The following is a 15601-nucleotide window of genomic DNA, read 5'->3' on the forward strand; positions in this document are numbered from 1 at the left end:
TTTAAACTGAAATTGCGCTCTAAACGTTTGGAGGAAATAATGTGGCAGTAAAACAAATTGTAATGTTTCCAGATCCGGTGTTAGAAACACCATGTGAGGAAGTTACAGTATTTGATAAGAAATTAGCAAAGCTACTAAACGATATGTATGATACAATGATTGAATTTGATGGTGTCGGCCTTGCTGCACCGCAAATCGGGATAGCAAAACGCATAGCCGTAGTAGATATTGATGATGAAATGGGTACACTGGAATTAATTAATCCTATTTTATTAGAAGTAGACGGCTCTCAAGTCGGACCAGAAGGCTGCTTAAGCTTTCCTGGATTATTCGGGGATGTTGATCGTCCGTTTTCAATTAAAGTAGAGGCTCAAAATAGAAAAGGAAAAAAATATATAATAGAAGCAGAAGAATATTTAGCACGGGCGATTTTGCATGAAATGGATCACTTAGATGGAGTATTATTTACTTCTAAAGTAATTCGCTATCTAGAGGAAGATGAGCTAGAAGGAGTGGAAGCAAATGACTAAAGTAGTATTTATGGGAACTCCAGACTTCTCTGTTCCTGTATTACAAAGATTATTAGAAGAAAAGTATGATGTGATTGCTGTTGTTACCCAGCCTGATCGTCCTGTTGGCAGAAAAAAAGTGCTAACACCGCCACCAGTAAAGGTAGAAGCGCTAAAGCATAATATCCCTGTATATCAACCAGAAAAAATTCGTCAATCAGAAGAGTTAAAGACAATTATTTCCCTAAATCCAGATATAATCGTGACTGCTGCGTTTGGACAAATTTTGCCAAAAGAGCTATTAGATGCACCGAAATACGGTTGTGTAAATGTTCATGCATCATTGCTTCCTGAATTAAGAGGCGGAGCCCCAATTCATTATAGTATTTTACAAGGAAAAGAGAAAACGGGTATTACGATTATGTATATGGCAGAGAAATTAGATGCTGGTGACATTATCTCCGTTGCAGAAGTGAAAATTGAAGAAGAAGATACAGTAGGAACACTTCATGATAAATTAAGTGTTGTTGGAAGTGATTTATTAGCTGAAACTTTGCCTAAACTGTTAGCAGGAGAAATTATTCCTATTCCTCAAAAAGACGAGGAGGCAACGTTTGCACCGAATTTGAAACGTTCAGATGAGAAAATCGATTGGTCGACTTCTGGAGAAGAAGTTTATAATAAAATTCGTGGATTAAATCCATGGCCAGTAGCCTTTACCCTATATCAAGGGAAAGTGATGAAAGTATGGGCAGGAAAGAAAGTAGCGAAAACGGAAGAAGCGGCTCCTGGAACAATTGTAGAAATCACAGATCAAGGTCCAGTTATAGCAACGGGCAATGACACCTATATTCAATTAACAGAAGTGCAACCAGCAGGGAAGAAGAAAATGGATATTGGTCAATTTTTACGCGGCGCTGGCAGCAAGATGCAAGTAAATGAAGTATTAGGAGTAACAAATGAAGAAAACTAGAAAAAATGTTCGGGAAGCAGCGTTGGATATTTTGGAGAGTATTCAAAAAAATCAAGCGTACAGTAATCTATTATTAAATACAACGATTAAAAAAAATGAGATTCCCTCAAAGGATATTGGTTTGCTAACGGAAATCGTATATGGGACACTTCAACGAAAAATGACGCTTGAATTTTATCTTCATCCTTTTATTAATAAAGGAAAGAAAATGGAAGCTTGGGTGCATATTCTCCTGCAGATGACACTGTATCAAATAATATATTTGGATCGCATTCCAGATCATGCTGCAATCAATGAAGCGGTAGAAATTGCGAAAAAAAGGGGTCATAAAGGAATTAGCGGCCTAGTAAATGCTGTTTTACGGAATATCCTTAGACAGGGCTTGCCAGCTTTTAGCGGAATTCAAGATGAAATAGAGCGACTTGCTATTGAAACAAGTCATCCCCGCTGGCTTGTAAAAAGATGGGTGGAGCAGCTAGGGCTAGAAGAAGCGAAGAAGATGTGTGAAATTAATTTAACAGCACCAATGCAAACAGCTAGGGTAAATACTACAAAAATCTCTGTCTCAGAATGCATATCCCTTTTAACAGAAGAAGGATTCCAAGTTGAAGCTAGTGGGGTAATTCCAGAAGGGATTAAGGTATTAAAAGGAAATGTAGCCCATTCAACTGCTTTTGAAAAAGGAATGTTAACAATTCAAGATGAAAGCTCTATGATTGTTGCTTATGCACTAGATGTAGACAAGCCGTATTCTGTATTGGATGCTTGCGCCGCTCCTGGTGGTAAATCGACACATATTGCGGAGAAGATGAATAAGGAAGGAAAAGTTCTTTCCATTGATCTTCATGAGCATAAAGTAAAGCTTATTAAGCAAAATGCAGAACGTTTGGATTTATCAACGATTGAAACAAAGGCAATGGATTCAAGAAAGCTAGATAGCAGCCTTGAGAAAGAAAGCTTTGACCGTATTCTTCTTGATGCACCATGTTCAGGTTTTGGCGTAATGAGAAGAAAACCGGATATGAAGTATACAAAAACAGAAGCAGATGTTGATCGTTTGCAAAAAATTCAATTGGATTTATTAGCTTCTGTCTCTTCCCTCTTAAAAAAAGGTGGATTATTAGTATATAGTACATGTACGATTGATAAAGCAGAGAATGAAGAAGTGGTAGAAAAATTTTTGGCGGACAATTCCCATTTTGAAAGAGATTTAACTTTAGGGGAACGATTACCGGCCGACATTAAACAATATACAGATGGAAACGAATTACAGATTTTACCGCAGTATTTTGGCTCCGATGGCTTTTATATTGCAGCATTAAGAAAGAAGGTGCAATGATGGAACAAGTAAAAACATCATCAAGAAGAAGACAAAAGGCAGAACCAACTATTCCCTCGATTTACTCAATGGAATTACAAGCATTAAAGGATTGGCTAACAGAACATAATGAAAAGGCATTTCGTGCTGACCAAATTTTTGAATGGCTATATAAAAAGAGAGTAACCTCTTTTGAAGATATGTCTAACTTATCAAAAAATCTACGGCTAATGCTGCAAGAAAATTTTACGATTACAACATTAAACACGCTTATTCAGCAAACATCTAATGATGGAACAATTAAGTTTTTATTTGAATTACATGATGGGTATTCCATCGAAACCGTTTTAATGCGCCATGAATATGGCAATTCTGTATGTGTAACAACACAAGTAGGCTGCAGAATCGGATGTACATTCTGTGCTTCTACATTAGGTGGATTAAAAAGAAATTTAGAAGCAGGAGAAATCGTTGCTCAAGTCGTAAAAGTACAACAGGCATTAGATGAATTAGGTGAGCGTGTAAGTTCAGTTGTTATTATGGGAATTGGCGAACCATTTGATAACTTTGCTAGTATGTTAAGTTTCTTAAAAATTATTAATCATGAACAAGCGTTAAATATTGGGGCAAGACATATCACTGTTTCAACTAGTGGTATTATCCCGAAAATTTATGAATTTGCAGACCAAAATATGCAAATAAACTTTGCTGTTTCTCTACATGCTCCAAATACAGAGCTAAGAAGCAGACTAATGCCGATCAACCGCGCTTATAAACTACCTGATTTAATTGAAGCAATTCGTTATTATGTGGATAAAACAGGAAGACGAGTAAGCTTTGAGTATGGTCTGTTTGGCAATGTAAATGATCAAGTGGAGCATGCAGAAGAGCTAGCTGAGCTTGTAAAAGGAATAAAGTGCCATGTTAACTTAATTCCTGTAAACTATGTACCAGAAAGAGATTATGTAAGAACACCGAAAGATCAAATCTTTTTATTTGAAAAAACGTTAAAGAAACATGGTGTAAATGTAACAATTCGCCGTGAGCAAGGTTCAGATATCGATGCTGCATGTGGACAGCTTCGTGCGAAGGAGAGAAAAGAAGAGACGAGGTGATCACCTTTGAGTCAAATTTTTATGACTGATAAGGGGAAAGTTAGACAACATAATGAGGATAGTGGAGCAATTATTAGAAATAAAAGCGGTCAACGCCTTGCCATCGTAGCAGATGGCATGGGCGGACACCGTGCAGGTGATGTTGCAAGCTCTCTGACTGTTGAAAAATTGACAGAGCTTTGGGCAATGGTAGAAGAAATTCAAACTGCAGATGAAGCAGAAAACTGGTTGAAATCCAATATATTAAAGGTCAATCAATATGTTTTCGACTATGCTTCGACCCATCCAGAATGTGAAGGCATGGGGACAACCATTATTGGTGTCATCAGTACAGAGAATTTTTCGACGATTGCACATGTGGGAGACAGCAGATGCTATCTATATAATGAAGATGGCTTTAAGCAAATAACAGAAGATCATTCCTTAGTAAATGAATTAGTTCGTATGGGCCAAATTTCCAAAGAGGATGCTGAACATCATCCGCGAAAAAATGTCGTATTACGAGCACTAGGAACAGATGCCCAGTTAGATATTGATGTGATGACGATTATATTTGAAGAAGGGGACATTATTTTTATTTGTTCCGATGGATTATCAAATAAAGTAACAGATCAACAAATGAAAGAAGTCCTTGAAAAAGAGTATTCGCTTGAAGAAAAAGCTTCTACTTTAATTGAAACAGCTAATATAAATGGTGGGGAAGATAATATCACTGTCATTATATTAGAGCATCAGGATGATCATCAAGCAGGTGACAAGCAATGATGATTGGGAAAAGAATAAGTGGTCGCTATAAGGTATTAGATATGATTGGCGGAGGTGGAATGGCAAACGTCTATCTTGCGCATGATATGATTCTTGATCGAGATGTAGCAGTCAAAATGCTAAGACTTGATTATGTCAATGATGAAGAATTCATTAAACGATTTCACCGGGAAGCACAATCAGCAACAAGCTTAGCTCATCCAAATATCGTTAGTATTTATGATGTTGGGGAAGAAGGAGACATCTATTATATTGTAATGGAGTATGTGGAAGGCGATACATTAAAACAATATATACATAAAAATTCACCGCTTTCTGTAAAGACAGTTATCGCAATTATGCAACAAATTACATCGGCAATCGCACATGCCCATCAGAACCATATTATTCATCGGGATATTAAACCTCATAATATTTTAATAGATAAAGATGAGAATGTAAAAGTAACCGATTTTGGAATTGCCATGGCATTAAGTGCAACAAGTATTACCCAAACAAATTCTGTGCTAGGTTCTGTTCATTATTTATCACCAGAGCAGGCGCGTGGCGGGATGGCGAATAAAAAGTCTGATATCTATTCCCTTGGGATTGTGATGTTTGAATTATTAACAGGAAGACTTCCTTTTTCAGGAGAATCTGCGGTTTCGATTGCCTTAAAGCATTTGCAGTCTGAAACACCTAGTGTTAGAAGATGGAATGAAGGAATTCCACAAAGTGTAGAAAATATCGTGCTAAAAGCTACCGCAAAGGATCCTTTTTATCGATATAATAGTACAGAAGAAATGTCTGATGATTTGCGCACTGCCCTTGATCTGGAAAGAATGGATGAACCTAAGTTTGCGATTCCAATTGATGATGAAGCAACAAAAGCAATCCCTGTCATTACCAATGATGGTTTGTATAAAAATTTTGATGAAACGATTGTTCATAAATATGATAAAGAAGAACCTGGGAAGCAGCAAGTAGAAGAAAAGCCTAAGAAGCCAGAAAAGAAAGGGAAAAAAGCCAAGAAAAAAGACAAGAAAAAAGGTAAGAAAATAGCTGCAATTATTGTTTCGACATTTATTGTATTAGTATTACTAATGGGTTTAGTGATATTTGTCTTGCCAGACTTGCTTGAACCAGAAGATATTGAAGTTCCAGATGTAACTAATCTAGAAGTAGATGAAGCAAAGACAGAGCTCGAACAAAAAGGGTTTGTCGTGTCTGACACCATCACCTTAAATAGTGAGGATATCGAAAAAGGACATGTCATTAAAACAAGTCCAAGTGCTGGTAGTGCCCGGAGAGAAGGGACAGAAATTACCGTTTACGAAAGCTTAGGAAAAGAGACAGTGGTCTTAAGTGATTATGTCGGTAGAAATTATGAAGATGTTGTTAAACTATTAGAAGGGTTTAAAGATGTCGATAGTGTAGAAGAATTTGATGAGAACGAACCATCAGGAACAATCTTAGCTCAAAGTATTGAACCAAATGAGGAAGTAGTTCCAGGGGAGACATCCATCGAGTTTACTATCAGTAAAGGTGCAGAGCTAATTAGCATAAAAGATTTAACAGATTATACGAAAAAAGAAGTAAATGATTACGTTGACGATGTTGGATTAAAGGTAACGTTTACTGAAGAATATAGTGATTCAGTAGAAAAAGGATTGGTCATTTCACAATCACCAGAGCCTAGAACGAACTTGAAAAAAGGGGCGGAAATTTCCGTTGTCTTGTCTAAAGGAAAGAAAGAAGTACAGCCGAAAGAAGTAATGAAAGAAATTTCGATCCCTTATGAACCAACTGAAATGACACCTGATGGAAAGCCAGTTGAACAAACAGTAAGAATTTATATAGGTGATTTTAATAATAGCATGACAGAACCTGCTGAAACGTTTACGATCACTGAAAATACGAAAAAAACAATCTATCTTCAGATTCCAGAAGGGCAAAAAGGGTACTATCGTGTGCAAATTGATAGTGTTGTTATCCTTGATGAAGAAGTTCCCTACCCAGACTAATGGATAAGTTGAGCTTGGTTTGAAATGTTGGTAAAAGGGAATGCTTCTTTTTAGACATATATAAAAATGGTTTAAGAGGCTAAAAGTAGTAAGGAGCGTTATATGTATGCCTAAAGGCAAAATCATTAAAGCATTAAGTGGATTTTATTATGTATTAAGTGAAGGGCAAATAATACAATGCCGAGGAAGAGGCGTTTTCCGAAAAAATAAGGTGACCCCTTTAGTAGGGGACGAAGTAGTTTTTCAGGCGGAGAACGAGACAGATGGTTATATATTAGAAGTGAAAGATAGAAAAAATGAACTGGTAAGACCGCCAATTGCAAATGTAGATCAGGCGATTCTTGTATTCTCAAGCGTAGAGCCTGAGTTTAGCACAGTATTATTAGATCGTTTTCTTGTGCTAATCGAATACAACAGAATTGATCCGCTAATCTGTGTAACGAAAATGGATTTAGCAAGCAGCGATGAAGTAGCAAAAATGAAGGAATTTGCAGCACAATACGAAGCTGTTGGATATCCTGTCATTTTAACCTCTTCTGAAACCGAAGCAGGGATAGAACAGCTATTGCCCTATTTAAAAGATAAAATATCCGTGTTTGCCGGACAATCAGGTGTAGGAAAGTCTTCCTTATTAAATGTAATTAGACCAGATTTAGACTTAAAGACAAATGAAATCTCTTCAAGTTTAGGTAGAGGAAAGCATACAACAAGACATGTAGAGCTTATTTCCATTGGTGATGGACTTATCGCAGATACACCAGGCTTTAGCTCACTTGAATTTCTTGAAATAGAAGCAGAAGACTTAAATTATTGTTTTCCTGAAATAGAAAAAGTAAGCGAAGACTGTAAATTTAGAGGCTGCCTCCATCTTTCAGAACCTAAATGCGCTGTCAAAGAAGCTGTGGAAAACAACGAAATTCCAGCATATCGTTATGAGCATTATAAAGATTTCCTTCAAGAAATTAAAGATAGAAAACCTAGATACTAGGGTAACTGGACTTTCTATGTCCATGATAAAGCAGATTCTTTCTATAGCTATTTGTAGGAATTGTTTGATTGGCAGTTTGGCCATACAAGCAAAGTAAACAAAGGGTTATATAAAAGAGTCTGCATTTTTGTATAGAAATAGATAGAAAGAAAAATAAAGGAGGAGAACAATGATTGTCCATATTATGGCCGGTGGTCCTAAGCAGTATATTCCTGATTTAGAAAAATTCCCGAAAGATGTTTGTTGGATTGGAGTCGATAGAGGCGTTATGTATTTGATGGAAAAATCTATCCCCATATATGCCGCTTTCGGTGATTTTGATTCTATTTCACAAGAAGAGTTACACAAGATGGAAGAAAAAACAGGGATTATTAAACGCTTCAAACCAGAAAAAGATGAAACAGATATGGAGCTTGCACTTCTATGGGCGATTAAAGAAGGAGCAACTGTTATTAGACTATTCGGTTCAACGGGTGGGAGACTTGATCATACAATAGCTAATCTCCAGCTATTACTTAGAGGTGCTATCGACAATCAAAATATAAAAGTGGAGATAATCGATAAACAAAATAGTGTAGCGGTTGTCCAAGCGGGCGCCTATACTATTGACAGAATGAGTGAGTATAAGTATATTTCATTTTTCCCTTATAGCACAAAGATTGTAGGTCTAACTTTAGAAGGTTTTAAATACCCTTTAGTAAGGAGAAACCTTCCTGCTAGCAGCACATTATGTATAAGTAATGAACTAATTCGAGAAACTGGTACTTTTTCCTTTGATGAAGGCATATTAATGGTAATAAGAAGTTGTGATTAAAATTTGACTAATCATGGTACCAATTTGTTTTATCTGAATAGGATATGTAAGTGCTAGGGATGTTTATTGATTAAGGAGGGACAGTATTCATGAGATTTTATACCATTAAATTGCCGAAATTTTTAGGGGGACTTGTCCGAGCAATGTTAGGAACCTTTAAGAAGGACTAACAAAAAATTCTGCGGATTTTTTTTGTAAAGACAACCTTTCGTGAATAGGGCGGAGAATATCGAAAACTTACTGTACTTATATGGTTTAGCTTTTAGAGTTGGTTAGAGTTAGAAAGACAAAATAAAAAAGGACATGTGACATGTCCTTTTTTATTGCGATCTGATTAAACGCGTTCTACTTTACCAGATCTTAATGCTCTAGCAGATACCCAAACACGTTTAGGCTTACCGTCTACTAAAATACGAACCTTTTGAAGGTTAGCTCCCCAAGTACGTTTGTTAGCGTTCATAGCATGGGAACGAGCATTACCTGTAGTTGTTTTTCTTCCAGTGATAACACATTTACGTGGCATGTATATTTCCCTCCTTATTACAGAAACTCATTAAAATGAGTTTGAAAAGTCATAGATAGCAATTTACTTATAGTCTGCTAAATAATCCTCGTTACAGATACCTTAATAATTTATCATACAACTTAAATGAATGCAATAGTTGGATTAAAAGCTTTCAAGAAAATTTCCTTGACATCAAAACTAAGTTGTTTATTCCAAGTCTTTATGGGAATAGTAAAATTAGTAACTTTTTTCTGAATTTATGCCAATGCTTTAATAGAAGTATTGTTTTGTTATATAATATTAATAAGCTTTTTAACTATAGCTTTCAAAAAAGTAGTGGTTATAGTAAAATGTCAGTAGTCAAGGAGCAATTCCAAAGGGGGAAAACTCATGTCCATTGAACTAAAAACGAATTTCGGACAGATTGATATATCTACAGAAGTGATCGCTACAATCGCAGGTGGGGCAGCAATAGACTGCTATGGTATTGTTGGAATGGCGTCAAAGAGTCAAATTAAAGACGGTCTAACAGATATTTTGCGAAAAGAAAACTTTACACGTGGTGTAATCGTTCGAAAAGTGGAAGAAGAAGTACATATTGATATGTATATCATTGTAAGTTACGGAACGAAAATCTCCGAGGTTGCGCACAATGTTCAATCAAAAGTAAAATACACACTCAATAAGACAGTTGGACTTGCCGTTGACTCGGTTAATATTTACGTTCAGGGAGTTCGTGTGACGAACCCGTAGTAGAGGAGGAAACACAGTGTCAATTACAGTTTTAGAAGGAAAGCGTTTTGCCGAAATGGTAATCCAAGGTGCAAACCATTTATCCTCTAATGCTAAATATGTAGATGCGTTAAATGTTTTTCCAGTGCCAGATGGAGATACAGGGACGAATATGAATTTATCGATGACTTCTGGTGCGAAGGAAGTTCAAAAGAATATTCAAACACATATCGGTAAAGTTGGAACCTCATTATCAAGAGGTTTATTAATGGGAGCTAGAGGAAATTCAGGGGTTATTCTTTCTCAATTATTTCGTGGATTTTCCAAACATATTGAGCAAAAGGAATCGATAACTGGTCAAGAATTTGCAGATGCTTTACAATTTGGTGTGGAAACAGCATATAAGGCAGTAATGAAGCCTGTAGAAGGAACAATTCTAACAGTTGCGAAAGATGCCGCGAAGAAAGCGGTTCAATCTGCAGAAACGAATGATGATATTATTGCTATCGTCGAAGATACAGTGAAAGAAGCAAAAGCATCTTTAAATAGAACACCTGACCTATTACCTGTTTTAAAAGAAGTAGGTGTAGTAGACAGTGGTGGGCAAGGATTAGTATTTGTCTATGAAGGCTTCTTAGCTGAGTTAAAAGGTGAAAAACTTCCTGATGCTGTACAAAATGTTGTTTCAATGAACGAATTGGTAAATGCAGAGCATCATAAAAATGTTCACAGCTATATCAATACAGAGGATATTGAATTTGGCTATTGTACGGAATTTATGGTTCGTTTAGAACAGGAAAAACTAGGAAACAAACCTTTTTCAGAAGAAGATTTTAGACAAGCATTAAGCAAATATGGAGATTCTTTATTAGTTATCGCAGATGATGAGATTGTTAAAATTCACATACATTCTAATCAGCCTGGTGAAGTATTAACATTTGGTCAAAAATACGGTAACTTAGTAAAAATGAAAATTGAAAACATGCGCGAACAGCATAGTAGTTTAGTGGATGGGTCTGAAGGAGTAGAAGAACCAACAGCACCTTCTGCAGAAGAACAAAAAGAGTATGGAATTGTAACAGTTTCAATGGGAAGCGGAATCGCAGATCTTTTCAGAAGCATTGGCGCTCACTATGTAATTGAGGGCGGCCAAACGATGAATCCAAGTACGGAAGATATTGTCAATGCTGTAAACCATATAAATGCGAAAAAGGTCTTTATTTTACCAAATAATAAAAATATTATTATGGCAGCAGAACAAGCAGCGGAAGTATTGGAACAGGATGTTGTTGTCATTTCTTCTAAAACGGTTCCTCAAGGAATGTCAGCATTGTTAGCTTTCAATCCTTCTACTGATTTAGAATCAAATGAAAAAAATATGAAAGCTGCACTTGAGCATGTTAAAACAGGCCAGATTACGTATGCAGTCAGAGATACTAGTATTGATGGCCTTGAAATTGAAACAGGCGACTTTATGGGACTTGCAGAAGGTAAAATTGTTGTAAAAAGCAAGGATAAAACAGAATCTGCAATGGAGCTCTTAAAGTCCATGATTGATGACGAATCAGAAATTGTAACGGTAATTAAGGGAGAAGAAGCGACGCAAGAAGAGGTTGAAACGCTTGTATCCTTTATCGAAGAAAATTATGAAGATGTGGAAGTAGAAGTTCATGACGGAAAACAGCCACTATATTCCTTCATCTTTTCAATCGAATAATCATTAGCTAAAAAAGGGTGTGCCTTAGGAGAGGTATGCCCTTTTTTGTTTATTTTTGGAGGTAGAATGGTCGGGATGGATTGGTAATTTTGTTTGAAGAAGAGCGCTTGAGAAGGTATCTGTTACTTTGAAGGGGAGTAGTTGAACGAAAAGGTAACAGAGAATCGGTCTCAGAGCTCAAGCAGTGCAGAAAAAGCACCTTAAGATAACAGAGAGGCGGTCAACTAAGCCCGAGCAAGGAAGAAAAAGCCTCTTAAAGTAACAGAGAAATTCCTCCCTATAATCCCCAAAGCAAACAAATCCCAGCTATATTAACTTTTCATATCAATCAATATATATAAAGCCTTTACCGTCCCATTCATCAAAATAAAGAGAACGATAAGAATTAGAACCATATATTAATATAGTATGATATTATATAGTGTAATGAATTGAAACAGCATATTACTGAAAATGATTTTAGGGCATTTAAGGGGAGATAAAATCCATGAAATATAAAAGTGTTTTTGATATTATTGGTCCGGTCATGATTGGTCCGTCCAGTTCTCATACAGCTGGCGCAGCAAGGATTGGAAGAGTGGCGCGAAATCTTTTTGAAAGAGAACCGAAATGGGTAAATATTCATTTATACGGTTCATTTGCTGAAACGTATAAAGGGCATGGTACAGATGTAGCTATCATTGGCGGAATTCTTGATTTTGATACATTTGATGAACGCATTAAAGAATCATTAGAAATTGCAGAACAGCATGGAATACAGGTAGCATTTCATATAGAAGAAGCCATCCCAGAGCATCCGAATACAGCTAAAATTCATCTAGGAGACGAACATGGAGAAATGGAGCTAGTTGGCATTTCGATTGGCGGTGGAAAAATTGAAATTACGGAGCTTAATGGTTTTCAGTTAAAGCTTTCTGGGCATCATCCTGCGATATTGGTTGTCCATAATGATCGCTTCGGAGCAATTGCAAAGGTTGCAAATGTATTGGCTAAATATGAAATAAATATTGGACATATGGAAGTTAGCCGTAAAGAAAAAGGGAAATTGGCTTTGATGACAATTGAAGTCGACCAAAATATAGAAGAATCGATATTAAGAGAACTTGAACAATTGGATTCGATTGAAAAAGTCACAACGATTGTGGAATAAAGAGGGAGGGGTAAATATGTTTCGTAACGTAGCAGAATTGGTAGAGATAGCAACAACTAGAAATTTACCGATTTCCGAAATGATGATAGAACAAGAAATGAAAGTAACTGGAAAAACAAGAGAAGAAATTGTATCCCAGATGGAAACAAATCTTCAGGTTATGGAGCAAGCGGTCGAAAGAGGATTAAATGGAGTGGTTTCTCATTCAGGATTAACTGGTGGAGATGCTGTGTTGCTCCAAAACTATATTAAAAAAGGCCAATTTCTGTCTGGAGAAATTATTTTAGACGCAGTAAGTAAAGCTGTTGCAACAAATGAAGTAAATGCTGCCATGGGAATGATTTGTGCAACTCCAACAGCTGGTTCTGCAGGTGTTGTGCCTGGGACATTATTTGCCGTGCAAAATAAGCTGAATCCAACAAGAGAGCAGATGATTTCATTTCTTTTTACTTCTGGAGCTTTTGGATTTGTAGTAGCAAATAACGCATCCATTTCTGGTGCAGCAGGCGGATGTCAGGCAGAAGTTGGTTCTGCTGCTGGAATGGCTGCTGCCGCAATTGTAGAAATGGCGGGGGGAACCCCAGAACAATCAGCACATGCGATGGCTATTACGTTAAAGAATATGCTTGGTTTAGTTTGTGATCCAGTGGCTGGTTTAGTGGAAGTTCCTTGTGTAAAGCGAAATGCAATGGGTGCCGCGAATGCGATGATTGCAGCGGATATGGCGCTTGCAGGTATTAAAAGCCGCATTCCTTGTGATGAAGTAATTGATAGTATGTACCGAATTGGTCAGGCAATGCCGACAGCACTGAAAGAAACAGCACGGGGAGGGTTGGCAGCAACACCAACTGGTCGCAGACTGGAAGCTGAAATCTTTGGTAGCACAGCTGCCGCTAACAAGTGAATGAGTCTTTACAGCAATCCGTTGAACAGATAAAGGGCGTCGGACCTGGAACAAAAAAACAATTAGAAGAAATGAATATTCATACAATTAATGATTTGCTAGAATATTTTCCTTATCGCTATGAGGATTATCGTCTGAAAAACCTCGAAGAAATCAAGCATGAAGAAAAAGTGACGGTGGAAGGGAAGGTTCATAGTGAACCGTCCCTTATTTTTTATGGAAGAAAGAAATCGAGATTAACGATAAAACTATTGGTAGAACATTATTTAATTACGGTCGTATTCTTTAATCAACCCTATTTGAAAAGCAAATTAGCTGTCCAAGAATTGATTACCGTAACAGGAAAATGGGATCAGCATCGCCAAACAATAACGGCAAATCATTTGCAAATTGGCAGTAACCAAAAAGGGCATTTATTTGAACCAGTTTATGCGGTTAAGGGGAATATGACCGTCAAAAATTTACGGAAATATATTTCGTCTGCCCTAAGTCAATATGCCCATCTAATCGAAGAAAACTTTCCCACTTCGATGCTAACAAAATATCGGCTTCTTCCAAGGAAGGAAGCATTGCAAATTATCCATTTTCCTGAAAAACGGGAAGACCTAACCCAAGCAAGAAGAAGGTTTGTATATGAGGAATTTCTCTTATTCCAATTAAAAATGAGTGCATTAAGAAAATACGAAAGAGAGCATTCAGGCGGAAAAAGTCAGCGTTATTCTCTTGAGAAACTAACAACGTTTATAGAAGCTCTTCCTTTTCCGTTAACAAATGCTCAAAAAAGAGTCGTAAACGAAATTTTAACAGATATGAAAGCAGAGGTGCGAATGAACCGCCTCTTGCAAGGAGATGTAGGATCGGGAAAAACAATTGTTGCTGCCATCGTTTTATATGCATCTATTCTTTCTGGTCATCAGGGTGCATTAATGGCGCCGACGGAAATTCTTGCAGAGCAGCATGCAGATTCTCTTCATCAAATCTTTTCTGCTTTCGGGGTAACATGCGGATTGTTAACAAGCTCTGTTAAAGGAAAAAAGAGAAAAGAGTTGCTTTCCCAATTAAAAGAGGGAAAGATCGATATTTTAATAGGTACACATGCACTAATTCAAGATGATGTTGAATTTCAATCATTAGGGCTAGTTATCACAGATGAGCAGCACCGTTTTGGCGTGGAGCAAAGAAGAATACTCCGAGAAAAGGGCGAAAATCCAGACGTTTTGTTTATGACAGCAACCCCCATTCCAAGAACTCTTGCCATTACTGTATTTGGAGAAATGGATGTCAGTATTATTGATGAAATGCCTGCAGGGCGCAAAAATATTGAAACATATTGGGTAAAGCATGATATGTTAACAAGAATTTTGCAGTTTATGGAGAAAGAGCTTCAGCAAGGAAGACAAGCCTATGTAATTTGTCCATTAATCGAGGAATCGGAGAAACTAGATGTCCAGAATGCCATAGATGTTCATGCGATGCTATCCACATTTTTCCACGGAAGATATAAGGTTGGATTGATGCACGGAAAGCTCCATGCAGATGAAAAGGATCAAATGATGAAACAGTTTAGTCAAAATGATATTCAAGTTCTTGTAAGTACAACGGTTGTTGAGGTTGGTGTTAACGTTCCAAATGCGACGTTTATGCTCGTGTATGATGCAGAACGGTTCGGATTATCGCAATTGCATCAGCTTAGAGGGAGAGTTGGAAGAGGAGATGCACAGTCCTATTGTGTCCTAATTGCAGATCCGAAAACAGATGTTGGAAAAGAACGAATGAAAATCATGACCGAAACAGGCGACGGTTTCGTGTTAAGTGAGAAGGACTTAGAATTAAGAGGACCAGGCGATTTCTTTGGGAAAAAACAAAGCGGACTGCCAGAATTTAAAATGGGAGATATGGTGCACGATTATCGCATCCTAGAAACAGCTAGAAATGACGCAACCATCTTAATTGAATCTGTTGCATTTTGGCAAAATGACAACTATAAAGCACTAAGAGATACTTTGAAAGAAACAGGTGTCTTAAACGGCGAAAAACTAGATTAGCAGAACAATATTTCCCAGTAAATAACTAGCAATTTGATGGGATAGTCTTACAAATTCTAATTC

At 37.0% G+C, this 15601-nt stretch carries 15 protein-coding genes; 14 read left to right on the top strand and 1 reads right to left on the bottom strand.

What is annotated here, in order from left to right; translation table 11 throughout:
- Window positions 1-41 precede the first annotated feature (41 nt).
- From def to spoVM, 9 genes are all read left to right on the top strand, one after another.
- Window positions 42-530: a peptide deformylase gene (gene def / locus QQZ16_RS02005; RefSeq protein WP_284561031.1), complete on the top strand. Its 489-nt coding sequence runs from the start codon at window positions 42-44 to the stop codon at window positions 528-530.
- Window positions 523-1482 (top strand): methionyl-tRNA formyltransferase, encoded by a 960-nt coding sequence (gene fmt, locus QQZ16_RS02010; protein WP_284561032.1) that lies wholly within the window; start codon window positions 523-525, stop codon window positions 1480-1482. The genes def and fmt overlap by 8 nt, the downstream gene beginning before the upstream one ends.
- Window positions 1469-2821 carry a 16S rRNA (cytosine(967)-C(5))-methyltransferase RsmB gene (rsmB, locus tag QQZ16_RS02015; protein WP_031534386.1) on the top strand — a complete coding sequence of 451 codons (1353 nt, stop codon included), beginning with the start codon at window positions 1469-1471 and terminating at the stop codon, window positions 2819-2821. Before fmt ends, rsmB begins: the two co-directional genes overlap by 14 nt.
- On the top strand, window positions 2818-3915 hold the full coding sequence (gene rlmN, locus QQZ16_RS02020; protein ID WP_031534388.1) for a 23S rRNA (adenine(2503)-C(2))-methyltransferase RlmN: 1098 nt from the start codon (window positions 2818-2820) through the stop codon (window positions 3913-3915). Before rsmB ends, rlmN begins: the two co-directional genes overlap by 4 nt.
- Window positions 3916-3921: 6 nt before the next feature.
- Window positions 3922-4680, top strand: a complete 759-nt coding sequence (locus tag QQZ16_RS02025; protein ID WP_109766205.1) for a Stp1/IreP family PP2C-type Ser/Thr phosphatase — start codon at window positions 3922-3924, stop codon at window positions 4678-4680.
- Window positions 4677-6683 (top strand): Stk1 family PASTA domain-containing Ser/Thr kinase, encoded by a 2007-nt coding sequence (gene pknB, locus QQZ16_RS02030; RefSeq protein WP_235247705.1) that lies wholly within the window; start codon window positions 4677-4679, stop codon window positions 6681-6683. Before QQZ16_RS02025 ends, pknB begins: the two co-directional genes overlap by 4 nt.
- Before the next feature lie 106 nt (window positions 6684-6789).
- Complete coding sequence (rsgA, locus tag QQZ16_RS02035) at window positions 6790-7671, top strand: ribosome small subunit-dependent GTPase A (protein ID WP_031534394.1); 882 nt, start codon at window positions 6790-6792, stop codon at window positions 7669-7671.
- A gap of 169 nt (window positions 7672-7840) precedes the next feature.
- Complete coding sequence (locus tag QQZ16_RS02040; protein WP_031534396.1) at window positions 7841-8485, top strand: thiamine diphosphokinase; 645 nt, start codon at window positions 7841-7843, stop codon at window positions 8483-8485.
- An 89-nt stretch (window positions 8486-8574) separates the two neighbouring features.
- The gene (gene spoVM, locus QQZ16_RS02045; protein WP_016201070.1) at window positions 8575-8655 is read left to right on the top strand and encodes a stage V sporulation protein SpoVM; all 81 of its coding nucleotides are present in this window, start codon (window positions 8575-8577) and stop codon (window positions 8653-8655) included.
- A gap of 164 nt (window positions 8656-8819) precedes the next feature.
- Here spoVM and rpmB read toward each other — a convergent pair whose 3' ends face one another.
- On the bottom strand, window positions 8820-9008 hold the full coding sequence (gene rpmB, locus QQZ16_RS02050; RefSeq protein WP_016201071.1) for a 50S ribosomal protein L28: 189 nt from the start codon (window positions 9006-9008) through the stop codon (window positions 8820-8822).
- A gap of 372 nt (window positions 9009-9380) precedes the next feature.
- On the opposite strand from rpmB, the gene QQZ16_RS02055 reads away from it, so the two are divergent.
- From QQZ16_RS02055 to recG, 5 genes are all read left to right on the top strand, one after another.
- A complete protein-coding gene (locus QQZ16_RS02055; protein ID WP_031534397.1) occupies window positions 9381-9743 on the top strand; it encodes an Asp23/Gls24 family envelope stress response protein in 363 nt (120 codons plus the stop codon).
- Window positions 9744-9759: 16 nt separating this feature from the next.
- Window positions 9760-11439, top strand: coding sequence for a DAK2 domain-containing protein (locus QQZ16_RS02060; protein ID WP_284561033.1), 1680 nt, complete (start codon window positions 9760-9762; stop codon window positions 11437-11439).
- A gap of 487 nt (window positions 11440-11926) precedes the next feature.
- On the top strand, window positions 11927-12589 hold the full coding sequence (sdaAB, locus tag QQZ16_RS02065; RefSeq protein WP_031534400.1) for an L-serine ammonia-lyase, iron-sulfur-dependent subunit beta: 663 nt from the start codon (window positions 11927-11929) through the stop codon (window positions 12587-12589).
- 16 nt (window positions 12590-12605) lie between these two features.
- On the top strand, window positions 12606-13493 hold the full coding sequence (gene sdaAA / locus QQZ16_RS02070; protein WP_031534402.1) for an L-serine ammonia-lyase, iron-sulfur-dependent, subunit alpha: 888 nt from the start codon (window positions 12606-12608) through the stop codon (window positions 13491-13493).
- Entirely contained in the window at window positions 13490-15538 is a 2049-nt protein-coding gene (recG, locus tag QQZ16_RS02075) for an ATP-dependent DNA helicase RecG (protein ID WP_284561034.1), read from the top strand. Before sdaAA ends, recG begins: the two co-directional genes overlap by 4 nt.
- The last annotated feature ends 63 nt before the right edge of the window (window positions 15539-15601 follow it).

Origin of the sequence: Bacillus sp. T2.9-1 (assembly GCF_950097965.1) — a bacterium.
Classification (GTDB): Bacteria; Bacillota; Bacilli; order Bacillales; family Cytobacillaceae; genus Niallia; species Niallia hominis.

Excerpts from the sequence above, each read along its gene's own strand:
- fmt (WP_284561032.1), top strand. The coding sequence starts at position 523 with ATGACTAAAGTAGTATTTATGGGAACTCCAGACTTCTCTGTTCCTGTA.
- rsmB (WP_031534386.1), top strand. The coding sequence starts at position 1,469 with ATGAAGAAAACTAGAAAAAATGTTCGGGAAGCAGCGTTGGATATTTTG.
- rlmN (WP_031534388.1), top strand. The coding sequence starts at position 2,818 with ATGATGGAACAAGTAAAAACATCATCAAGAAGAAGACAAAAGGCAGAA.
- pknB (WP_235247705.1), top strand. The coding sequence starts at position 4,677 with ATGATGATTGGGAAAAGAATAAGTGGTCGCTATAAGGTATTAGATATG.
- rsgA (WP_031534394.1), top strand. The coding sequence starts at position 6,790 with ATGCCTAAAGGCAAAATCATTAAAGCATTAAGTGGATTTTATTATGTA.
- QQZ16_RS02040 (WP_031534396.1), top strand. The coding sequence starts at position 7,841 with ATGATTGTCCATATTATGGCCGGTGGTCCTAAGCAGTATATTCCTGAT.
- spoVM (WP_016201070.1), top strand. The coding sequence starts at position 8,575 with ATGAGATTTTATACCATTAAATTGCCGAAATTTTTAGGGGGACTTGTC.
- rpmB (WP_016201071.1), bottom strand. The coding sequence starts at position 9,008 with ATGCCACGTAAATGTGTTATCACTGGAAGAAAAACAACTACAGGTAAT.
- QQZ16_RS02055 (WP_031534397.1), top strand. The coding sequence starts at position 9,381 with ATGTCCATTGAACTAAAAACGAATTTCGGACAGATTGATATATCTACA.
- sdaAB (WP_031534400.1), top strand. The coding sequence starts at position 11,927 with ATGAAATATAAAAGTGTTTTTGATATTATTGGTCCGGTCATGATTGGT.
- sdaAA (WP_031534402.1), top strand. The coding sequence starts at position 12,606 with ATGTTTCGTAACGTAGCAGAATTGGTAGAGATAGCAACAACTAGAAAT.